Consider the following 22256-nt stretch of genomic DNA (forward strand, 5'->3'; position numbering starts at 1 on the left):
AAATTATTTAGAATAAATGTACATCAGGTTGATAATAATTAATTGTTATGGTTTTCCATAATCTTTTTTTTGTGGAGAAATCATATATTTATAAAAACAAAAAGCCATGAGTTTCAAATTAATTGCGATAAGACCTCTTGAAGGTTGTAATACAAATTTTTTAAAAAACCTAATTCCAAATCAAACTTATCAATTTTACAACGATTACATTTTTCATTATGAAGATAATGACAAGACTAAAGATGTCATCAACATTGAAAAGTTAGAACAAATAGTTCCTGAAAATCTTTATAATCAAGGAAAAATAGAAATTAATATTTCAGCAATCGTCGGTAAGAATGGAAGTGGAAAGAGCAGTATCGTAGATTTACTTTATGCTTCATTTTATAATCTTGCAATTTCCGAAGGAATTATTAAAGTCATAGATTTTTCTGATGCAGCTAAAGATTTGGATCAAAATTTCAATTTAAAAGATTACAAAAGTCCTTTTAAAAATGAAAGCGATTACGATTTTTACAAAAAAGAAAAAATAAATTACTTTGACGAAATATATAATAAAGCAGTAGAAGAAAATGATCAAGAACTAATTAAATCTTTGAAAGAATGGAAGTATGTTTTTGATACAAATATTTTATACTATATAGAGAATCTGTATTTAGAAATCTATTTTGAAGTTAATAATGCTTACTTCTTAATTAAAAAGAAAGATGAGACCGAAGATTTCAAGTTTGATTTCTTTGAATTTAAAGATAACAAATTTAATAATGTTCTTTTTGAAGATTTAAAACACAATGAGGAAAATGAAAATCCAAATGGAGAAATAAAAACTATTTCAAAACTTTTTTATAATCTCATTGTAAACTACTCTCTTTATGGCTTAAATTCGAAGGAAGTTGGGGATTGGATAGAACGACTTTTTCATAAAAATGACGGTTATCAAACTCCTATAGTTATAAATCCTTATCGTGAACAAGGGAAAATAGACATAAATAGTGAAAATAATTTAGTAAAAAATAGATTAATGGCAAATACTTTAATCAATGACGGTTTACGGCAACTTACCCCCAACGCATATATTACTGATTTAATCATTTCAATAAATGATGAAAAAAAAACTGATAAGCTTTTTTCAGATATTGTAGTTCAAACTAAGTTCATAAAGTCACTAATTGATTTTTTCAATGCAAATCCGAATTTAGCAGATCAAAAAAAAATAAATAAATCTACATTTTCAATAAATGAATTAGATCGTGCTTGTATCAATTATATTTTTAGAAAGCTAAGAAAAATTATCCGCAATTATAATATTTATTCAGATTATGGAATTATTGAAAATGAATTCAAAATACGTGACGAAAATATTAACACTATAACCACTTTTTTAAACAAGCTATCTACAGATAATAGTCATATCGCATATAAAATAAGACAAGCAATAAATTTTATTGTTATCAATAAAATAGAAGGTAATGATATGATATATAATTATTTCAATAAACAGAGTCTTAAAGAAGAGCAAAAAAGCTTTTTATTTTCTGACTACTCTAAAATAATTAACAACAGAACACGCAAATATTCAATAGATATTATTAATTTGCTTCCACCATCAATTTTCGAAATTGATTTTATATTTAATAATGATGTCGGTAATAAATTTTCAATGTTAAGTTCAGGGGAAAAACAACAAATATTTGGAACAAATTCAATTTTATATCATTTAATTAATTTGAACTCTACTTTTGATAATAAATTTGAGTACAAATACCCATATATTAATTTAATTCTTGATGAGATAGAATTATACGCACATCCAGAAATGCAACGTCAGTACATAGATAATCTTTTAAGCGGAATTAAAAAATTATACATATCAAAAATCAAAGCCATAAACATCCTTTTTGTAACTCATTCTCCATTTATTTTATCTGATATCCCAAAACAAAATATTTTATTTTTGAAAACAGAAGTAAGAGAAAGAAACGGTAAAAAAATACAATTATCAGTTCCACAACCTTTTGAAAATAAGAACTCTTTTGGTGCAAATATTACAGATTTATTAGCTGATAGTTTTTTCATTAGTGATGGTTTAATTGGAGATTTTGCAAAAGAAAAAATTGGTATTACCTTAGAGTGGTTAAAGATTAAAGGAAATGAAAATCAAATTAGAAAATTTAACATTGATCAGGAAATTGCAGATAAAATTCCAAAATTTGAAAACATAAATAACGAAATAGAATATCATAAAGCAATAATTAAACTAATCGACGAGCCTTTAGTTCAAAATAAATTAAAAGAAATGTTTATCGGATTTGTTTCAGATGATTTTGAATTTAGGAATGAACAAATACTTGTGTTGGAAGAAAAGCTAAAAAAATTAAAAAGACAATAATTATGCTAAGTATTAATTTTGGAAAACTAACCGAAGATAATTGTCTTTCTTTTTGTGACGGATATCTAAATTCATCAGGAAAGAAAATTAAAGGAATGATTGATTGGATTTTTGAAAGAAAAGAAAATATATTAGATGATACAATTACTAATATATCTGAAAATTTTTCAATAAAAAAAGAACTGGAAGAACTGAAAGCTAAACTAACCAAAGAAGAAATAAAAAAAATTTTATCGTGCGATTACAAAAAGCTTGAGAATAAAAATGATGAATATTCAAAATTCGATTTTAATTTTTGGCTTGCACCAAAGATCGAAGTAAATCTTTTAGAAAAAATATTTAATTACTCATCATTTAGAAATTATAAAAAAACAATAATTAACGGGTATTGGCTGTCAGAGAAATTAGGAATAGACTGCTGTCCTTATTGTAATCGTAATTATACATCTTCTCATCAAACATTTTTTAAAAATATTAATAATGAATTGAAAGAAAAACACGTCTTTCCAGAATTCGATCACTTTTATCCAAAAGAAAAATATAAATTGTTAGCTATTTCATTTTATAATTTGATACCTTCTTGTAATATTTGTAATACACATTTCAAAGGTGGTAGAAATCCGTTAGACATTTTTCATCCTTATAAAAATGTAATTGATAACCATTTTTCGTTTATAGGATTTCCAAATGACATTGGTACACTTTATGGAGCAGGACATAAAATAACTTTAGATTTTGAATACAATTGTGATTCAATTACCAAAGAAGAACTAGTAAAATCGATTGATTTTTTTGGTATAAAGGATACTTATGAAAAATGTCATAGCAATCTTATAGAAGATATTATTTATAAAAAATTGGCTTTTAGCGAAAGATACATAAAAGAATTACAATCTACCTATAAAATAAGTTTTGAAGATGCATATAAAATATTATTTGAAGTTCATTTTGAGGATGATAAATTACATAGAAGACCTTTTAGCAAACTAAAAAAAGATATTTATAAAAATTTTTAATTCCACTTGCGCAGATTTTCAATCCACACTCCCCAAAACCCTCTCCCTTCCTTAATTTAACATAATATCCTGACTACAAAATATTTACCCAAAAATAATGACCATTTCAAAATAAATTTTAAATTTGAAAGAATTTAAAAAAACACAAACATTTATGTCTTCAAGATCAGAAATAGGGCACGCCAAAAATGTGGCGAACCTGCAAAAATTAATTCAGCAGATTTCCGTTTATCCCTTTTACAATCCGCCGGTTCCCGAGCTTACCATCGATAGTCTCCAGAACCTCTACATTACTGCCAATGCGAAACTTACGGAAGTCGAGGAAAAACGCAATGCCAACAAAAATGCCATTGCTCTTCGTCAGGACGCATTCAAAAACCTGAAAACAAACTGTACCCGAATTACCAACCGTTTAGAAATTCTCGGGTTATCACAGGGAACCTTAAATCAGGCAAAATCATTGAACCGCACCATACAGGGGGCAAAAAAGAAACCTGCCACAACATCGGAGGAAGGCAAAGAAGCACCCAAAATCATTTCCTCTTCCCGACAGTCTTACACCCAGCAAGCTGAAAACTTCGGTATTCTTGTACAGTTACTCGAAACCATCCCCTCCTACACACCGGAGGAAGAAGAACTGAAACTATCAACCCTTAATGCCTACAAACAATCATTGGTAACCACCACTCAGGCAGTAGACCAGACCGAAGCAGAACTTAACCTCAAGTTCATCGAAAGAAACAGAATACTGTATGCAGAAGGAACCGGACTCTATCCCATCGTCCAGAACGTAAAAAAATATGTAAAAAGCCTTTACGGAGCCACCTTTCCCGAATACAGCAATGTAGCGGCAATTAAATTTTCGATGATAACAGAATAACATCCTTCTAAAGAACAGAGGATTAAAACCAAAAATCTTTTTGTAAAAGTTAACAACTAAAATAAAAACATCCTGACGAATATTCAGTCAGGATATTTTTTATATTTTGATCGCTGAAAGTTATATTGGAGCAACTGAAACTTAAATTCTTTCAATTCTAAACAATATTCTTGCTCCTGAAAGTTATATTAAAGCAACTGAAACTTATATTCTTCCAACTGTAAACAATATTCTTGTTCCTGAAAGTTATATTCGATCAACTGAAACTTACATTCTTTCAACTGTAAACAATATTTTTGCTCCTGAAAGTTATATTCGATCAACTAAAAGTTATATTCTTCCAACTGTAAACAATATTCTTACTCCTGAAAGTTATGTTCGATCAATTGAAAGTTATATTCTTCCAACTGTAAAAAATATTCTTTTTTCCTTCAATTTAAATTTTAAAGTCAAATATATAACTCCTCCTTAAACTGCTCCTACGGAGCAATATCTGTGTAGAAAACCCCATCCATATAGCAACAGAACTCCGGAGGAGTTCAATTTCGCCCCTCAGATATCATCACAACGCAATCTGAAACCTCATTTTCCCTATCTCCACCGACAAACCCCATAAAAAAACCACCGGAAATCCGGTGGTTTTCATATCTGTTAATATCAGAATAATCTTAAGCTTCAGATGAAGGATTATGATCTCCCGTAGGTTTTTCACCTTCCGGTCTTCTCTGTCCTTCCGGTCTGTTTGGTCTTTCAGATCTGTTGTTCTGTCCTTCCGGTCTTGGTCCTCTTTGTTCACCTTCTTTCTTCTCAGGTCTTGGAGGTCTTGGCAACAAAACTTTTCTGGAAAGCTTCATTTTCTTACGGTCATCATAACCCATAAATTTCACTTCCACTTCATCCCCTTCGTTATAAGGAACTTTGTCTAAACGAGCCCATTCGATCTCAGAAATATGAAGAAGACCTTCAGTACCTTTAGCAATCGCTACGAAAGCACCGAAATCCATTACTTTCACAACCTTACCTTTGTAAACTTCTCCTACTACAGGAACAAAAGTAATCTCATTGATCTTCGCAATCGCTTCGTTGATTTTTTCTCTGCTGACACCGGAAATTTCGATTCTTCCGATTTCTCCAATTTCTTCAATTGCAATAACAGTATCTGTATCCTTCTGCATTTGCTGAATGATTTTTCCACCAGGTCCGATTACAGCACCGATGAAATCTTTAGGAATTTCCATCATTACCATTTTCGGAGCGTGAGGTTTCACATCTTCTCTTGGAGCAGCAATTGTTTCAGTAATTTTATTTAAGATATGGATTCTTCCGTCTTTAGCCTGTAAAAGCGCTTTCTCCATAATATCCATTGATAATCCCTGGATTTTGATATCCATCTGACAAGCTGTGATTCCGTCTGCAGTTCCTGTTACCTTAAAATCCATATCACCTAAATGATCTTCGTCTCCTAAGATATCAGAAAGTACCGTGAATTTCCCTGATTTTACATCAGTTACCAACCCCATTGCAATACCAGAAACTGGTTTTGTAATCTGAATACCCGCATCCATCAATGCCAATGTTCCGGCACAAACTGTCGCCATTGAAGAAGAACCGTTGGATTCTAAAATATCAGAAACGATACGGATCGTATAAGGATTTTCTTCAGGGATCATATTTGCCAAAGCTCTCTGAGCAAGGTTTCCGTGACCAACCTCTCTTCTTGAAGTTCCTCTCAAAGGTCTGGCTTCACCCGTTGAGAACGGCGGGAAGTTATAATGTAAGAAGAATCTTTCGTCATAGTTTGCCATTACGCTGTCTACCATGTTCGCATCTTTTACCGAGCCTAAAGTTACAGCCGTTAAAGATTGCGTTTCACCTCTTGTGAAAATTGCAGAACCGTGCGCTCCCGGTAAATAATCGATTTCGCTCCAGATCGGACGAATCGTTTCAGGATCACGACCATCAAGACGGATTTTATCATTCAAAATCATCTGACGCATCGCTTCTTTTTCCACATCGTGGTAATATACTTTTACGAAAGGAGTTACTCTTTCAAGCTCTTCTGCATCTTCTGCATACTGAGCAAGGAATTCTTCACGGATCGCCTTGAATTTTTCTCCTCTTTCTTCTTTGCCTGAAGGAGTTTTCGCTACTTCATATACTTTATCGTAAGTTTCTTTCCAAACTTTTTCACGGATTTCCTCGTCATGAGTTTCGTGAGAATATTCTCTTTTCGGGAATGATTTTCCTACTTTTTCAGCTAATCTTTCCTGAGCTTCAACTTGTTTTTTAATTTCAGCGTGAGCGAAAGTGATTGCTTCAAGCATTTCCTGCTCAGAGATTTCTTTCATTTCACCTTCCACCATTACGATAGAATCTTTAGTAGCTCCCACCATAATATCAAGATCAGAATTCTTAAGATCTTCGAATTTAGGATTAATAGAAAGCTCACCGTCAATTCTTACCACTCGTACTTCAGACATCGGTCCGTTGAAAGGAATATCTGTAATGGCAATCGCCGCAGACGCCGCCAAACCTGCTAAATCATCAGGAATCGACTGTCCGTCATAAGAAATTAATGAAATCATTACCTGAACTTCCGCATGGAAATCTTCAGGGAACAAAGGTCTCAAAACTCTGTCTACCAAACGCATCGTAAGGATTTCCTGATCAGATGGTCTTGCTTCTCTTCTGAAAAAGTTTCCTGGGATTTTACCGCCTGCATAGAATTTTTCTCTGTAATCTACTGTTAAAGGTAAAAAATCTACACCAGGATTGGCTTCTTTGTTGGCTACAACAGTTGCTAAAAGCATTGTTCCGCCCATTTTTACGACTACAGATCCGTCAGCTTGCTTAGCTAATTTCCCTGTTTCAATTGTGATTTCTCTGCCGTCTGCAAGAGTAATCAGCTCTGTAATTGCTTGAGGTACACTCATAAATTGTTTTGTGTTGTACTCCGTATTGAGTACTTTAATTAATTATATTTCGTCTAAATTTTCGTTTGCAAAGATAATGTATTATAATGATTTTTTTAAATTTTTGCCTGTAAAATCTTACCCATCTATCCCATAATTTCCATATATTCTGCACCGAAAATCACTTCTGATTACGAAAACAAAAAAGCAACCTCTTCCGAGATTGCTTTTTATGTGAAAATCTTTGTAGATTATTTTCTTAAACCTAATTCAGCAATAATTGCTCTGTATCTTGCGATATCCTTATTTTTAAGGTAATCTAATAAACTTTTTCTTTTACCTACCAGTTTCACCAAAGATCTTTCTGTGTTGTAATCTTTGTGATTGCTCTTTAAATGAGCAGAAAGGTGGTTGATTCTGAAAGTGAAAAGTGCAATTTGCCCTTCAGCAGTTCCTGTGTCCTGTGCAGATTTTCCGTGTTTTGCGAAAATTTCCTGCTTTTTTTCTGTTGTTAAGTACATTCCAATATTGTTTAATGATTATTATGTAACGGGTGCAAAAGTACGACTATTTTTTTATTCTGCCAACATTATTGATTTCATTTATTGATTTTGATAGAAAAAAATGTTAAAAATTTCTTAAAAAAATTATGCTACCCCACTAAAAGGCAGTAATTTTGAATACGAATTTAGTGATGAGAAAATTAATAACATTTACCACCTTTACTTTAGCTCTTTTTGCAGGTTTTTCTTTATTAAAAGCTCAGAAAAGCCATGAAAACAAGATCAAAAAAGTTTTATATTTCAATCCTGAGGTAGAACCCGACCTTCAGGAAATTAAAGAACCTACCAATACGGCTTTCTTCAGCGCAGTTTCTGATAATTTAAGCGAAAGAAAAAACAAAATGCTGAGAACGGAAACCCAGATTTCTTTTGACAGCATAGACAAGCAGACCGTTTGGGATTACTGTAAAAACAACGATGCCGATTTTGCCATTGTTCCGAAAGTAAAATATTTCAAAGTGGGAATCGGAAAATATGTTTTTTCCAATCAGGTCGTGGTAAGCATGAAATTATTTGATGCAGAAGGGAATTTGGTTACCGAAACGGATTATGATACGTATAAAAAGAACATGAGATTGCTTGGTTCTACTGTAAATTCTGTAAAGATAGGAACCAACGGAGCGATCAAAGGAATTTTAAAACAGCTAAAAAAAATTAAACCTTCTGCAGAATCCGGATTTTAATTTCCGGCAGTTAAAACTATTATGCAAGTCATTGAATCTTATAAAATTAAATTCATCCCTGTGTGAATAATTAAAAATATTTTATTAATTTAGTCTGAAACAATTCATTCAAACTATCTCAATTGAAATTTCTTAGCATTTGCAGTTTTTGCAGGTGCTTTTTTTATTGAATTGTTTTTATTTAAATATATTCATCAGTAATCCAACGAATTAAAATCACTTAATTTTCATTTATAGGTGAATAATTAAAACCTTTTTTGTATTTTTAGCATACATTAAATCTAAATAATATGAAAAATTCAAACCTGAAAAAGCTCACCAGAAAAGAGCAGGAAAAGATCAACGGCGGAGGTCTTCAGAAATGTCATTACCATTTTGAATGTCCGGGCGGATCCTGCTGTCAAAATGTTTGTGTCTATTACAACTGTCCAGAAGTTTAACCCAAAAAGATTGTTATGAAAAATCTAAAGAAACTAACAAGAAAAGAGCAGGAGAAAATCAATGGAGCCGCTTTGGTACAGTGTACGAAAGACTCCCATTGCTTTGGCGGATATTGCTGCAATTATGCGTGTTATATGTATGCCTGCATTGAACCTTAGTATATGAGAATGTATACTGAATAATAAAATTCAGCAGTGAAGTAAAAAAACAATAATCTATTACTTTTAAAATTTAATTTTTTCAAAGCATCCGCTTTTTTGCAGATGCTTTTTTTATTCTCAGAAATTTAAATAATCCTTAAATTTTGCAGTTCTTTGGGCAATTTTAAAAATTTGGGTTATTTTTGCACTACTCTTAAAAATTTGACGTTTTGAATTCTAAAGACGAACTTATCTTCAACCCTGCCGATATTGCCGAAACTCTTAGCGAACTTCACGCAGATGAGAGGCTTTTGGCATTCCTGAAAGTTCCGAAAGAATACAAAGCAGATGTTTTTTCGCATCTTAATCCCGATTTTCAGGAAGAAACGATCAGAAGTATCGGGAGCGATGAGGTTTCAGAAATCCTGAATGCGATGACTCCGGATGACAGAACGGCTCTTTTTGAGGATTTTCCGGATGAACTTATTAAGTATTCCATCAATCATCTTAATCCACAGGAACGCAGAATAGCGCTTAAATTATTAGGCTACGATTCTGATTCTATTGCCCGTCTTATGACGCCTTATTACATCCAGATCCGTAAAGAATGGACGATTAAAAGATGTCTTCAGCAGATTAAAAAAGTGGGAAGCAAGGTTGAGACGATGAATTACCTCTACGTTGTGGACGAAAGAAACCGGCTGATCGATGATATTGCTCTGGGAAGTCTTTTGTTGGCGGAGGAAGACACTTTGGTTTCAGAAATTACGGATAATCATTTTGTTGCGATTACCACAACGACGACTAAAGAGGATGCGGTACAGTATTTCGAAAAGTATGACCGTGCTGCGCTTCCTATTATTACAGAAGCGGGAGTTCTGGTAGGAATTGTAACGATTGATGACATTCTCGACCAGATCGAACAGCAGAATACGGAAGATATTCAGAAATTCGGGGGATTGGAAGCTTTGGACGTTCCTTATACGCAGACTTCTCTTATCGAAATGGTAAAAAAGAGAGGAATGTGGCTGATTATTTTATTTTTCTCTGAAATGCTTACGGCTTCGGCGATGGGTTATTTTGAGGATGAAATTCAGAAAGCGGTTGTTCTCGCACTTTTTGTTCCTTTGATTATTTCCAGTGGAGGAAATTCCGGTTCACAGGCTGCAACTCTGATTATCAGAGCAATGGCACTTCAGGAAATTACTTTAAAAGACTGGTGGTATGTGATGAGAAAAGAAATTTTCACGGGTTTATCATTGGGCGGAATTTTAGGGATCATCGGTTTCCTGAGAATTATGATCTGGCATAAAGCAGGTTTTTTCGACTACGGAATTCATTGGGCTTTTGTAGGATTAAGTGTAGGGGTTTCTCTGGTGATGATCGTTCTTTGGGGAACACTTTCGGGTTCTATGGTTCCTTTCATTCTTAAAAAATTAAAACTCGATCCGGCAACTTCTTCAGCTCCTTTTGTAGCCACGTTGGTGGATGTAACAGGATTAATCATTTATTTTTCTGTTGCAGGACTTTTCTTAACGGGCAAACTTTTGTAATTTTAGGCGACATCTAAAATTGTACAATGAAGGTAGTTTCTTTGGTTCCCTCGATTACTGAGGCTTTATTTGATTTGGGTTTAACGGAAAAAGAAGTGGTCGGAAGAACAAAATTCTGTATTCATCCCGCTGAAAAGGTAAAAAATGTACCGGTTATCGGCGGTACGAAAAACATCAATATTGAAAAAATAAAGGCTTCACAGCCGAATCTTATTTTAGCCAATAAGGAAGAAAACGTAAAAGAACAGGTGAAAGCTTTAATGCAGGACTTCAAGGTAATTGTCACCAATGTTGAAAATATTGAGGACAATTATTATATGCTTAAAAATTTAGGCAAAATCTTTCATCAGGAAGAAAAAGCACAGCTTTTTAATCTTAAAATCTATGATGTTCTCAACCACGCAAAAATTGAATCTCCCATAAAAGTTGCCTACTTAATCTGGAATAATCCTTATATGACAATCGGTTCCGATACTTTTATTCATAAAATTCTGGGTGAGATCGGTTTTGAAAATATTTTTAAAGATCGGAAACGTTATCCTGTGATTCAGACGGAAGATCTTGCGGAAGCGGAACTGATAATGCTGTCTTCTGAACCGTTCCCTTTTAAAGAGAAACATATTAAAGAATTAAAGAAGTTTTACCCTGATAAAAAAATAATGATTGTAGACGGAGAGGCGTTTTCATGGTACGGAACGCACATTGCGAAGTGCGAAAATTATTTTAAGGAACTTATTTCTGATCTTAAACACGAATTTCACTAATTTTTTCACGAATAGCAGTCACTCTTTTTTTATAGATTTTCTAAGTTTTGGCTGAAGCCAATTTATTCATTTGTTTATGAAAACGGACTACAGTCCGTTTCTATTGATACCATTTCGAAAGGAAATTTTGATCTATCCTATCATACAAAAGACTCCGGCTCTTCGAGCCGGAGTCTTATATTTTAATACTTTAAAAGCGAGATTTTTACAAAATTTTAGAAACTTCGTTACACAGCCATTCCAATAATTCTCTGTCTTCTTCTGTAAAAGGATCAATCGTATGAGAATCGATATCAATCTGACCTATATTCTGTCCGTCTTTGAAGATTGGAACCACGATTTCTGCTTTGGTATCGATAGAACAGCTTAAATAATTACTTTCTTCATGTACATCGGGAACAACAAACGTTTCATTGGAAACGGCAACCTGACCGCAGATTCCTTTACCGTAAGGAATGATGGTGTGATCCGTCGGAGCTCCAACGTAAGGTCCCAGTTTCAACTCATCTTTATCTCCGTTTTTGAAATAAAAACCCGTCCAGTTGAAATAGGATATTTCCTGATCCAAAAGGTGACACACTTTCTGAAGTTTTTCTTCTGTATTATGTTTCGGACTTTCAAGAATAGACGAAAGTCGTTTTTTTAATTCTGACATTTTTTTTACTGTTTTAAGAAAATTGTTTTAAGGAAAGTTCTTCTTTGTAGCCGAACATTCCACGCTCTTTTATCATCTCTGCCACTCCTTCCGGAAGCTGATTTTCCCATCCTTTCATATTGCACCCTATTTTCTTCAGGATATCTCTGGAATAAATTTCCAAAAATTCCGGATTATAATTGGTAATATCTACAATACGGTTGTTATGCTTGAAATATTTATAAAGCTCCTTAAGGTTTTCTTCCACTTTAAGGTTATCGGAATCCAGTAATTCATGAGTTTCCGGATCTTTATAAGGATACAGATATACTCTCATGCCGTTTCGGAAAAATTTCCCGAATGCTTCCAGAATTCCTCCCGATAAATTTTTATAATATTTTTCGTCGAATACCATCAATAGATTATTCACGCCCATTGCAACGCCGATTTCTCCGCTTGTATAGGAAGCAAAATAATCAATCAGTCGGTAATATTCAGAATAATTGGATACGATTACGGTATATCCCAATTTGCCGAGAACATCTACCCTATCGAGGAAATCTCTTTCATTGATGTCTCCGTCGGCGCGAAGGTTTGAAATGGTAATTTCTATTAAAACTTCGGTTTCATCCTCAGTACAGGTTACTTCTTTCATGAACATATTGAGTCCGTTCTGAAGCATATCAATGTTCACCTTCGTTACAGGTCTGAAGCTTCCTCTTACCGCAAAAATGTTTTTCTTATACAAAATATCTGCAGGAAGCATATTATTCCCTTCCGAATTGAAAATCACGGCATCCGTCATTCCGTTTTTAACCAACTGTAAAGACATCAGTCTGTTATCCACATACGCAAAAGCAGGCCCGCTGAAATCGATCATATCAATCTCAAGATTGTCTTTTGCAACGTCGTCGTATAAAGATTCAATTAAATTTCGTGGATTGTCGTAGTAATGAAAGGCTCCGAAAATAAGATTTACCCCCAGATTTCCAAGGGTTTCCTGCTGCAAAGTGGCATCATTTTCCTTGAACTTTACGTGAATAACGATTTCATTGTAATCTTCGTTCTCCTTTACCTGAAAACGGATTCCTACCCAACCGTGACCTTTCACCGTTTTATCGAAATTAATGGTGGTAACGGTATTGGCGTAAGAAAAATATTTTCTGTTGGGGTTGCTCTCTCTGGAAATTCTTTCTTCGATAAGGGCTACTTCATAGCGAAGCATTTTTCGAAGTCTGTTTTGGGTAACGTATCTGTTTTTTACCTCTTTTCCGTAGATGGCATCACTAAAATCTTTGTCGTAAGCCGACATCGCCTTAGCAATTGTACCGGAAGCTCCCCCTGCTCTAAAAAAGTGTCGGACTGTCTCCTGCCCTGCTCCAATTTCTGCGAAAGTACCATAAATAGTAGGATCTAGATTAATTGTTAATGCTTTTTGTTTAGGAGTTAGTTTCTGATACATTAGGACATTAAATTTTTCGTAAATTTACCAAAATTAAACCAACCTCAAAAGAAAATGAAGTTGAAATTTTTAGGAACGGGAACTTCGCAGGGTGTTCCTGTGATTGGCTGCAGTTGTGAAGTGTGTACTTCAAGTAATCCCAAAGACAGTCGTCTTCGGTCTTCTGTGATGATAACCACCGATGAAGACAAAAAAATCCTTATCGACTGCGGACCCGATTTCAGACAGCAAATGCTTACCCGCAAGGAAGATCGTGTAGATATTGCTCTGCTTACTCATGAACATAATGACCATGTTATCGGTCTTGATGATATGCGTCCCCTTATTTTTAAAACAGGAAAAGATATTCCTTTGTACTGTTCTTCAAGAGTTGCCGACGAAGTTAAAAACCGTTTTCCTTATGCGTTTGCGGACGAAAAATATCCCGGAGCTCCGGCTTTTGAACTTCATGAAATTGAAAATAAACCATTCAGAGTTGTAGATACAGAAATTACCCCGATTGAAGTCATTCATTTTAAAATTCCCGTTTTCGGTTATAAATTTAAAAAGCTTGCTTATATAACGGATGCCGGATTTATTTCTGAAACGGAAAAAGAAAAATTAAAAAATCTCGATGTCTTGATTTTAAACTGCATCCGGAAGTCTGATCCTCATCCGGCTCATTTTATTTTACCGGATGTTATTAAATTATTTGAAGAACTGAAACCTGAAAAATTATTTCTTACCCACATCAGTCATCATCTGGGATTGCATGACGTTGAAGATAAAATACTTCCATCCGGAATGCACCTTGCCTACGATGGTTTGGAGATTATTTTTTAAAATTTTTCTTTGAAAAACTTTGGAGTATAAAGAAAAGTTTCTATATTTGCACACCGATTCAAAACAAGGTAACACACTTGCCCAGGTGGCGGAATTGGTAGACGCGCTGGTCTCAAACACCAGTTCTTAGGAGTACCGGTTCGATCCCGGTCCTGGGTACAAAAAACCTCTGAAATCATTTGATTCTCAGAGGTTTTTGCTTTTTAGGGTGGCCAAAAAGGTGGCCAAAAAAAATATCTTTCATATTAATTTAAATAGACATCCTATCTATAGCATCCCTTCGTTATCCCCAACCCTTCCACATAATCTTTATATTGTATGCTGCAAACACTAGAAGCGAAAGCTCATATTTTAGTTAACAACTATTATCAGCCAAAGAAAACAACATAAAATCTAAAATTTTAAACATAACGATAAAAAAATCGCTAAAAATTTTTGGCGATAAAAAAAATGTCATATCTTTGACGAGAAATAAATCGTCATATGAACCAAGATCTATTATTAAGAAACAACACAGGAATAAAATCCAAAGTAAATCTAATTGAAGGGTTTGTCGTAAGAACCAATCAATTTGAATTACTAAAGGAAAACCTGCTTAAAACCTCAGAATCCAGCAATGTCATTATTATTGGTCAAAGAGGTGCTGGTAAAACCACGCTTATACATAGACTTAACTATGAAATTATCGATGATGCCGTGCTTCGCAAGAAATATATTCCAATAATGTTCAGTGAAGAACAGTATAGTTTATCTGATTTAACAAATTTATGGGAAACTATTGCAACAACAATAGAAGACAGCTTCTATCAGGAGTCTTTATCTGAAACAATTGCAAGTATCATTGATAAAGAAAAGGATTTTGAGCAAAAATCATATGATTTTTTAAGAAACTTCCTAATCGAAAAAAATAAAACGGCAATCCTTTTCATTGAGAATTTTAATTTTTTCTTGAAGAAAATATCAGACAATGAAAAGAAAAAGCTATTCAGAATTTTAGAATCCGATTCGAATTTTAAAGTCATTGGCACATCAACAACTTTTAATGACGGAAATATCGATTTTCAAGAAGATGAATATAAATTTTTAAAAATTATTGAGCTTGACAGTTTAAATAAGGCAGATTGTGAAAAACTACTTATAAAGATAGGTCAACAATATGGAGAAGAGCAGCAAATTCGTAACATCATAGAGCAGCATCCAGGAAGAGTTGAAGCTTTGAGACGCTTGACTGGAGGTGTTCCTAGAACAATGTCATATTTATTCCAGATTTTCATGGATAATGAAAATGGAAGAGCTATAAAAGATCTATATTTATTGATTGATACACTGACACTCCTGTATAAGTCAGAACTCGACCAATTATCAACACAACAACAGAAGGTCGTTGATGCTATAGCTAGAAAATGGGACGCAATTTCGGTTAAAGAAATTACAAAAAAAACCAGATTAGAAAGTAAAAATATTTCCTCCATTTTATCTTATCTGGAAAAAAATCAATTTATCGAAAAAATACCAACAAATACAAAAAATCACCTTTACAGAATTAAGGAGAGATTTATGAATATTTGGTATTTAATGAGATTTGGTCGTAAAAATGACAAAGATAATGTTGTGTGGCTCGTTAGATTTTTTGATGCTTGGTGTGACGAATCAGAATTAACCAAACGTGTAAAAAAACATATCAACAATCTTAAAGGAGGAAATTACGACATCAATGCAGCAATTGATATGGGCAATACATTTTTGTCTTGTGAAAACTTACCAGAAACTCTAAAAGAAGAATTGATTAAAACCACCAACTCAATTCTTCCGGATCGTTTATTAAAAAATACGAAAATATCCGAATCAGGATTATTAGACAAAATAAAAAGCCTGATCAAAAAGAATAAGTTTGAAGAAGCTGAAAATCTATTAGAGGACATCAAAATCAAAGATGCAAACTATTATACAGTAGCGACATCACTTTATATATTTAGTAATCAGATCAAAAAAGCAAGGGAATCTGCCAAAGAGGCCTGGGCATTGGATAATCAAAATGCTCAGATGGCAATTACTATAGGTACTTTTTATGAATTTCAAGATGACAATTTACACGAAGCTGCAAAATTTTATAAATTAAGTTTAGAGTTACCAAATGCACACGGATATGCTGCATACCGCTTGGGAGATATTGCTTTAGAATTAGAAGATAATTTTGATGAAGCAATTAAATTTCATGAAAAGGCTATTTCCATGAAGTTTAAGTTATCATTAAATTCTTTAGGCGATATTTATGCCGAGAAAGGAGATTACGACAAGGCTATTCAATATTATAATGAAGCAATTACCGCCAAAACCGGGGCGCCTTACACGCGTTTAGCACGATTGTTTACAATGACCAGAAAACCGAAGGATGCAGAAAAAATGCTTTTACTAGCAATAAAAGCTAAAGAGGAGCACAGTAAAATAAACCTTGGCAGATTTTACTATCTAAAGCCAAGACCAAATTACAGGAAAGCAGAATTAGAACTTAGAAGTGCAATAAACGAAGGAAATGACGATGGGTATGTAGAACTAGCTCGAATGTTCTTAAAGATGAATCAAACTGAAAAAGCTATTGAAGTTCTTGAAGAAGGTGTTGAAAAAGGAAATGCTGATTCTGTACATCAGCTAGCACATGTGCTTGCGATAGAAAAGCAATATGACAGGTCAGATTTCATGTTTGAAAAAGCAAATGAGATGGGTGAACTTGATGCATTAGGATGCTGGGCTGAAACGATATTTAATGAGTTTAGAAACGATAAGAAGCAGTATGCCTTAGAATTGATACAAAAAGCACTAGACACAGATTTAGAACCTTCACCAAAATTAACATTATTACATGCTAAAATATTGCTCTGGAATGGAAAAGTAAATGAGTCTCTAGAAGTTATAAAGGAACCAATTCATAAGCTGATTGATGATATTGATACAAGAAGGGGCGAAACATTATACAACAAAATATTTGCTGATTTTGTAACATATTTTCTGTTGTTAATTGTTAAAAAAGAAAATACTATTTTATTGAATCTATTCAAAGAAATAGAAGATCTTGAAATGATTTTCAAACCAATTTATTTTGTTCTAATGGAAAATGTACAGGATGATTTCCCGAACGAATATTTGCGAGCAGGAAAAGAACTAAAAGAAACAATATATGAACTAAAGGAAGAATTAAAAATTTTAAAAGAAAATTTAGAGTAGAATGATATAGAATATTAGAAAATAAAAAGTCCAAGAAATTCTCACCCTCCTTGAACTTTTGTTAATCTCTCCGAGTTAAGATACCTTAGAGAAATTTTAGATTTGTTATATTATAACGCACAAATATAATAAAAATTGTGTTTAAACAACATTTATAATAATTTCTTTAAGAGGTGGACTCTGCTGCTACTAATATTTCTAGCAGAACTTTTTGGAATTAATTATTAATATAAACAAGTTTATAACAATTTTTATGCAGAACGCAACAATAAAATATTATCCCGTAGGAAACGGAGATAATTCATTAATCACTCTTGAAGACAAAACAACTATTATTGTAGATTGTAATATCAGAAACTGTGTAGACGATATCTTTGATGTAAAGAAAGATCTTTTAAAAAATCTTCAAAAAGACAATGGAATTCCATTTGTTGATGTTTTTATATTAACTCATGGAGATCAGGATCATTGCAGAGGATTTAAAACCCATTTTTACCAAGGAGACCCAAGAGATTATTCAGATGAAGATAAAAAGAATAATTTAATCCGTGTTGATGCAATGTGGTTTTCACCAATGATTGCAGAAAAGCATACTAATGAAGATGAAGATGCATATCAAAAAGAAGCAGAGAGAAGATTAGAACTTCACAGAAAAGGCTCTCCACAAAAAGATAAGCCCGGTAACAGAATCAGAATCATTGGTTATGATGGAAATAAGGACTATCAGGACTTAAATCACTTAAGATCTACTCCCGGAACAGTTGTTTCTCGCTTCAATGATAAAGACCAGAAGTTATTTTCTGTTTTTATTCATGCACCTTTTAAAGAACACTTGGAATCAGAAGGGGATGACAAAAAGAATTCCACAAGCATTGTGTTTCAGGCAAGATTTAAAAACAATGAATATCAACAAGACTTTTCAACATTAGCAATGTTCGGAGGAGACTCCGATCATACATCATGGGATATCATCTTGGACAAAACCAAGAAACATAATAACAGTAAGGCCTTGGAATGGGATTTATTTCTTTCGCCACACCATTGCTCTTGGTCATTTTTTAATGATCGTCCTCAAAACGAAAATCCAACTCCTAAAAAAACTTCTTTAGAAGCGTTGGATTATAGAAGAAATAATGCTAAAGTTATCGCATCCAGTAAAAAAATATTGGATGACGACGATAATCCACCTCACTATGAAGCAAAAAGTGAATTTGTTAAAAAAGTGGGTTCTTCTAATTTTTTAAACACTTCTACATACGAACTTATTAATAAAGTTCCTCAGCCTATCGTTTTTGAAATAACATCGTTAGGAGTAGTTAAGCCTAAGCAAGGAGAAGGCACAGCAAAAGCTGCTGGAACTGCAGCATTAGGAATTGTAAATACTACATCTAAATATGGAAGCCATGACATATAGCAACACCCTGCAAAAATATTCCGGAGAAATAGAGAATCCTTATTTAAAGGATTCTCTAGCTTCGCTGGAGCGTTTAGTAGGAAGAAATCTTGATATTTTAGACTGGGGAAATCAAAGAATTGCAGTTCCGTTCGAAATTAATGTTGATCTTCCAAGTTTGGGCACTTATGGAAATATTGACATCAGACACATTGAGCCAATATTAATCGTTTTCAACATTATGGATTATCCCGAAAAAAGCCCCAGTATTTATACGGATAGACTTGATTTTCCAAAAAATAGTTTAGCTCATTTATATATCGCAAATAACAATCGACCACCAGCAATTTGTTACGTTCGGGAAAATGCTGATGAGTGGTATGCAAACAAAAGAATTAATGACGTAATTATTCGGATTAGTAATTGGTTCAGAGCAGCTGCGGTTGGTGATCTCAGTGAAGATGGAGATCAGTTTGAACCTTTACGACTTGAAGCATATTATAGTACTATTTTGTATGATTATGATATGATTGTTAAAAAAATAATTGAACAAAATCCTTTTCCTGTAAGCCAGAATTTATCTATCGCACAGTTCGAACAAATTAATCATGAAAATAAAAGATCATACAAATTTATAAGTCAACTGACTCCATCAAACTTTAAGTCATTGTTGAACGAAATCCAAGAAAATCATGAAAAAAATAAGGAAGATAAATCAAAAAGAGACTTATGTCTAGCATTTGTATTATGGAATGATGAAAAAGACGTAAGTGCAAAATATGAAATTAATCTTCCAAGAACTTGGAAAGATTTTGTAGTATTTTGTCAAAAATACTACATTTCTTATGAGCATTTAGAAAAACTAATCACAGAAGGCCCTTTTTTACCTTTCCCAGTCATCGTAGGTATCAAACGTCCCAAATCAATTATAGGTTACGCTCATGATTTTGAGCTGTTAAATTTTGAATTCAATATCTCTGAAAATGATATTGTAGATGGGAAAATTTCTGGAAATTTTTCAATAAATATTTTATCACACAATCAATTTTTAACAATACAGCAAGCTGAAAAAATTTCAGATTTTAAAAATGATTTAGGAAGAAGTGTTGTGTTTGGGTGTGGTGCACTTGGGTCAAAAATAGTAATGCATTTAGCCCGAAATGGTATTATAAAGCTAACATTATTAGATCCTGACGATGTATCATCACACAATTTAGTTAGGCATGCGCTTTTCGCTGATAGTATTGGTGAAAATAAGGCAAACGCATTAAAAAAGAAGATTAACGAATTGTATCCAGATCAAGAAACAGAAGTACGTTCAGGAGTTTCATTTAAGGACGGATTAATCTACGAAAAAAAGACTTTCGAAAAGTATGAATGGGTTTTTGATTTTACAGCATCTGAAGCATTTTTCAATAAACTTTCAGTATTACGAAGTCTTTCATCCTGTAAAATTGCAAGTGCATCAATTACAGATCATGGAAATTTAGGTTTATTATACAAAGAGGGAGTAAATAGAAACCCAAGAATTGATGATCTTCAAGTCTATCTACATTCTAGTGCTAGTGATATACCTAAAATTTCTGAATGGCTCAATAGAGAACAATTCGAAAATTCTAATAATTTATTAGTAAGAGTTGGAATAGGATGTAATTCCGAAACTACATTATTATCAGATGAAAAAGTGTCATCTCATGGAGCCTACTTTACTGGAGTATTAAAAAGAGAAATCACTTCATACACTGAAGAAGGAAAGATCTATATTCATAGAATTACAGATGACAATCATTACAAAATTGAGACAGAAGAGATGAACATTAAACCCTTTGACGTTTATTCTGCTGTGAATAGTGATTGGGAGATTAGATTTAAAAATGAAATTCTTGATTATGTTAAAAAGCAGGCAAACAAAGCAGGAAAAAGTGAAACCGGAGGTGTTTTTCTAGGACAATGCAATCATAAAACAAAAACTATTTATGTAACAGATCTACTTGAAGCACCGTCTGACAGCAAAGGAAATTCTTCAATTTTCCTTAGAGGATTTAAGGACTTATCAAATGAAATTGATCTAATTAACAAAAAAACAGGTGGTCAGATCGGATACATTGGAGAGTGGCATTCACATCCTGAAGGTCCTGATTGTCTCAGTTCAACCGATAAGCAACGTGTCGGGGAACACAAGATAGAGCTAGAATCATTAAGAACACCATTACCAGTATTTCTATCGATAATTACTCCAAATGGTTTTTACCCATATATTTTTTAATATGCAAAATGAAGTTAATTTAAAAAGTAAAAACACAACGTTATTGTGGGTGTTTTTAGCAGCAAACATTATAATTATTCTGACTTTAATTTTTCCAAAGTTTCTTGAAAAATTTGATGTATTATTATGGACAAAAACAATAGGAGCAAGTATTGCTCCTATTATATTATTTTTACTAAATGGGCTATTATCTAGTCATCAAAAAGCAATTATAATTTTTTGGAAACTACAAGATCCTTTACCCGGTTCAATGGCATTTTCAGAATTAAGTAAAAAAGATTCGAGAATTGATGCCAAACAACTAAAGAATACATTTGGAAACTTACCAAAAAAACCATCAGAACAAAACAAACTTTGGTATAAAATATACAGAAAAAATTCTACTAACGCAGTAGTAGTAGGTAGCCATCGAGCTTTCTTGTTAGCAAGAGATCTGACATCATTAAGTTTTTTACTAATGTTTTGCATGGGAGCTTTAGCACTTTTTTTTATTCAGCCCGTATATAAATATTATTACATGCTATTTCTAATCATGCAATATTTTGCAAACTTGATTAATGCTCGTAATAGAGGAAAAAGATTTGTAACAAACGTTCTTGCAGTTGAATCGACTGTTTTGTAATTAAAAATTTTAACCTTTAGTTAATATATTGTAAATATTCTTTGAAACTTAATATAGAATACTGGTCTGTATTTTTTACAGCATCACTGATCGCCTTATCAGAAGAAACAAAATATAATTTGTTACCATTTATTGTTTTAATCCCAGTATTCAACATTAATTGTATATCCCAAAGAAAATTGCTTCGACTATCTTCAAACATATTAAAATCACTGTTAATAACATTTTCAAATACCTTTTTATATAAAGTTATATATGCCGGAAAAAATTTCACAAACTCTATTGACATATCTCTTAACGTATTAACATCTAAAGATGTTGTAATTATATTTTCTTGTTGTAAGAGTTTATGGACTATTGCAATATAACCTCCTGCCAACTCCAATGAAGTTTCTTCAGATCTAATTTTATTAAGTAGTTTTGTTCTTTTACTCTTATCGTTCTTAAAGATATTCCAATCAACACTATCTGGATCATTATGCTTAATAAAAGAT

The 22256-nt window shown here is 33.0% G+C and carries 18 protein-coding genes and 1 tRNA gene; 14 read left to right on the top strand and 5 right to left on the bottom strand.

What is annotated here, in order from left to right; translation table 11 throughout:
• The first annotated feature begins 106 nt into the window (after positions 1 to 106).
• From QWT87_RS01095 to QWT87_RS01105, 3 genes are all read left to right on the top strand, one after another.
• Entirely contained in the window at positions 107 to 2389 is a 2283-nt protein-coding gene (locus tag QWT87_RS01095; protein WP_302712814.1) for an AAA family ATPase, read from the top strand.
• Between the two features lie 2 nt (positions 2390 to 2391).
• A complete protein-coding gene (locus tag QWT87_RS01100; protein ID WP_302712816.1) occupies positions 2392 to 3405 on the top strand; it encodes a hypothetical protein in 1014 nt (337 codons plus the stop codon).
• A 154-nt stretch (positions 3406 to 3559) separates the two neighbouring features.
• The gene (locus tag QWT87_RS01105) at positions 3560 to 4285 is read left to right on the top strand and encodes a hypothetical protein (RefSeq protein WP_302712818.1); all 726 of its coding nucleotides are present in this window, start codon (positions 3560 to 3562) and stop codon (positions 4283 to 4285) included.
• A 668-nt stretch (positions 4286 to 4953) separates the two neighbouring features.
• On the opposite strand, the gene QWT87_RS01110 is transcribed toward QWT87_RS01105, so the two are convergent.
• Positions 4954 to 7218, bottom strand: a complete 2265-nt coding sequence (locus QWT87_RS01110; RefSeq protein ID WP_302712820.1) for a polyribonucleotide nucleotidyltransferase — start codon at positions 7216 to 7218, stop codon at positions 4954 to 4956.
• 230 nt (positions 7219 to 7448) lie between these two features.
• Complete coding sequence (gene rpsO, locus QWT87_RS01115) at positions 7449 to 7718, bottom strand: 30S ribosomal protein S15 (RefSeq protein ID WP_076395421.1); 270 nt, start codon at positions 7716 to 7718, stop codon at positions 7449 to 7451.
• 173 nt (positions 7719 to 7891) lie between these two features.
• On the opposite strand from rpsO, the gene QWT87_RS01120 reads away from it, so the two are divergent.
• The 5 genes from QWT87_RS01120 (at position 7892) to QWT87_RS01140 (ending at position 11341) form a co-directional block, all read left to right on the top strand.
• Positions 7892 to 8443 (top strand): pyruvate decarboxylase, encoded by a 552-nt coding sequence (locus QWT87_RS01120; protein WP_076395419.1) that lies wholly within the window; start codon positions 7892 to 7894, stop codon positions 8441 to 8443.
• Positions 8444 to 8733: 290 nt separating this feature from the next.
• Positions 8734 to 8883, top strand: a complete 150-nt coding sequence (locus tag QWT87_RS01125; protein ID WP_157967233.1) for a hypothetical protein — start codon at positions 8734 to 8736, stop codon at positions 8881 to 8883.
• Positions 8884 to 8898: 15 nt separating this feature from the next.
• Positions 8899 to 9042: a bacteriocin-like protein gene (locus tag QWT87_RS01130; protein ID WP_165763011.1), complete on the top strand. Its 144-nt coding sequence runs from the start codon at positions 8899 to 8901 to the stop codon at positions 9040 to 9042.
• A 212-nt stretch (positions 9043 to 9254) separates the two neighbouring features.
• Positions 9255 to 10577 (top strand): magnesium transporter, encoded by a 1323-nt coding sequence (mgtE, locus tag QWT87_RS01135; protein WP_302712826.1) that lies wholly within the window; start codon positions 9255 to 9257, stop codon positions 10575 to 10577.
• A gap of 26 nt (positions 10578 to 10603) precedes the next feature.
• On the top strand, positions 10604 to 11341 hold the full coding sequence (locus QWT87_RS01140; RefSeq protein ID WP_302712828.1) for an ABC transporter substrate-binding protein: 738 nt from the start codon (positions 10604 to 10606) through the stop codon (positions 11339 to 11341).
• Positions 11342 to 11546: 205 nt separating this feature from the next.
• Here the strand turns inward: QWT87_RS01140 and QWT87_RS01145 are convergent, their stop codons facing one another.
• Together QWT87_RS01145 and QWT87_RS01150 are read right to left on the bottom strand one after the other, a co-directional pair.
• Positions 11547 to 11996, bottom strand: a complete 450-nt coding sequence (locus QWT87_RS01145) for a GAF domain-containing protein (protein ID WP_087711498.1) — start codon at positions 11994 to 11996, stop codon at positions 11547 to 11549.
• Positions 11997 to 12009: 13 nt separating this feature from the next.
• A complete protein-coding gene (locus QWT87_RS01150; RefSeq protein ID WP_087711500.1) occupies positions 12010 to 13437 on the bottom strand; it encodes a nicotinate-nucleotide adenylyltransferase in 1428 nt (475 codons plus the stop codon).
• Positions 13438 to 13491: 54 nt separating this feature from the next.
• On the opposite strand from QWT87_RS01150, the gene QWT87_RS01155 reads away from it, so the two are divergent.
• The 6 genes from QWT87_RS01155 to QWT87_RS01180 all read left to right on the top strand — a co-directional run bounded on the left by QWT87_RS01155 (position 13492) and on the right by QWT87_RS01180 (position 21762).
• Complete coding sequence (locus tag QWT87_RS01155) at positions 13492 to 14259, top strand: MBL fold metallo-hydrolase (RefSeq protein WP_302712832.1); 768 nt, start codon at positions 13492 to 13494, stop codon at positions 14257 to 14259.
• Between the two features lie 79 nt (positions 14260 to 14338).
• A tRNA-Leu gene (locus QWT87_RS01160) sits at positions 14339 to 14418 on the top strand.
• Between the two features lie 324 nt (positions 14419 to 14742).
• A complete protein-coding gene (locus QWT87_RS01165) occupies positions 14743 to 17481 on the top strand; it encodes an ATP-binding protein (RefSeq protein ID WP_302712834.1) in 2739 nt (912 codons plus the stop codon).
• Between the two features lie 253 nt (positions 17482 to 17734).
• Complete coding sequence (locus tag QWT87_RS01170; RefSeq protein WP_302712836.1) at positions 17735 to 18895, top strand: ComEC/Rec2 family competence protein; 1161 nt, start codon at positions 17735 to 17737, stop codon at positions 18893 to 18895.
• Positions 18876 to 21140: a ThiF family adenylyltransferase gene (locus tag QWT87_RS01175; protein ID WP_302712838.1), complete on the top strand. Its 2265-nt coding sequence runs from the start codon at positions 18876 to 18878 to the stop codon at positions 21138 to 21140. The genes QWT87_RS01170 and QWT87_RS01175 overlap by 20 nt, the downstream gene beginning before the upstream one ends.
• A 1-nt stretch (position 21141) precedes the next feature.
• A complete protein-coding gene (locus QWT87_RS01180) occupies positions 21142 to 21762 on the top strand; it encodes a hypothetical protein (RefSeq protein WP_302712840.1) in 621 nt (206 codons plus the stop codon).
• A 16-nt stretch (positions 21763 to 21778) separates the two neighbouring features.
• Here QWT87_RS01180 and QWT87_RS01185 read toward each other — a convergent pair.
• Positions 21779 to 22256 (bottom strand): hypothetical protein (locus tag QWT87_RS01185; RefSeq protein ID WP_302712842.1); only part of this gene is annotated, 478 nt, incomplete at its 5' end.

The sequence above is a fragment of the Chryseobacterium urinae genome (assembly GCF_030518295.1).
GTDB lineage: Bacteria > Bacteroidota > Bacteroidia > Flavobacteriales > Weeksellaceae > Chryseobacterium > Chryseobacterium mucoviscidosis.

Excerpts from the sequence above, each read along its gene's own strand:
- QWT87_RS01095 (WP_302712814.1), top strand. The coding sequence starts at position 107 with ATGAGTTTCAAATTAATTGCGATAAGACCTCTTGAAGGTTGTAATACA.
- QWT87_RS01100 (WP_302712816.1), top strand. The coding sequence starts at position 2,392 with ATGCTAAGTATTAATTTTGGAAAACTAACCGAAGATAATTGTCTTTCT.
- QWT87_RS01105 (WP_302712818.1), top strand. The coding sequence starts at position 3,560 with ATGTCTTCAAGATCAGAAATAGGGCACGCCAAAAATGTGGCGAACCTG.
- QWT87_RS01110 (WP_302712820.1), bottom strand. The coding sequence starts at position 7,218 with ATGAGTGTACCTCAAGCAATTACAGAGCTGATTACTCTTGCAGACGGC.
- rpsO (WP_076395421.1), bottom strand. The coding sequence starts at position 7,718 with ATGTACTTAACAACAGAAAAAAAGCAGGAAATTTTCGCAAAACACGGA.
- QWT87_RS01120 (WP_076395419.1), top strand. The coding sequence starts at position 7,892 with ATGAGAAAATTAATAACATTTACCACCTTTACTTTAGCTCTTTTTGCA.
- QWT87_RS01125 (WP_157967233.1), top strand. The coding sequence starts at position 8,734 with ATGAAAAATTCAAACCTGAAAAAGCTCACCAGAAAAGAGCAGGAAAAG.
- QWT87_RS01130 (WP_165763011.1), top strand. The coding sequence starts at position 8,899 with ATGAAAAATCTAAAGAAACTAACAAGAAAAGAGCAGGAGAAAATCAAT.
- QWT87_RS01140 (WP_302712828.1), top strand. The coding sequence starts at position 10,604 with ATGAAGGTAGTTTCTTTGGTTCCCTCGATTACTGAGGCTTTATTTGAT.
- QWT87_RS01145 (WP_087711498.1), bottom strand. The coding sequence starts at position 11,996 with ATGTCAGAATTAAAAAAACGACTTTCGTCTATTCTTGAAAGTCCGAAA.
- QWT87_RS01150 (WP_087711500.1), bottom strand. The coding sequence starts at position 13,437 with ATGTATCAGAAACTAACTCCTAAACAAAAAGCATTAACAATTAATCTA.
- QWT87_RS01155 (WP_302712832.1), top strand. The coding sequence starts at position 13,492 with ATGAAGTTGAAATTTTTAGGAACGGGAACTTCGCAGGGTGTTCCTGTG.
- QWT87_RS01165 (WP_302712834.1), top strand. The coding sequence starts at position 14,743 with ATGAACCAAGATCTATTATTAAGAAACAACACAGGAATAAAATCCAAA.
- QWT87_RS01170 (WP_302712836.1), top strand. The coding sequence starts at position 17,735 with ATGCAGAACGCAACAATAAAATATTATCCCGTAGGAAACGGAGATAAT.
- QWT87_RS01175 (WP_302712838.1), top strand. The coding sequence starts at position 18,876 with ATGGAAGCCATGACATATAGCAACACCCTGCAAAAATATTCCGGAGAA.
- QWT87_RS01180 (WP_302712840.1), top strand. The coding sequence starts at position 21,142 with ATGCAAAATGAAGTTAATTTAAAAAGTAAAAACACAACGTTATTGTGG.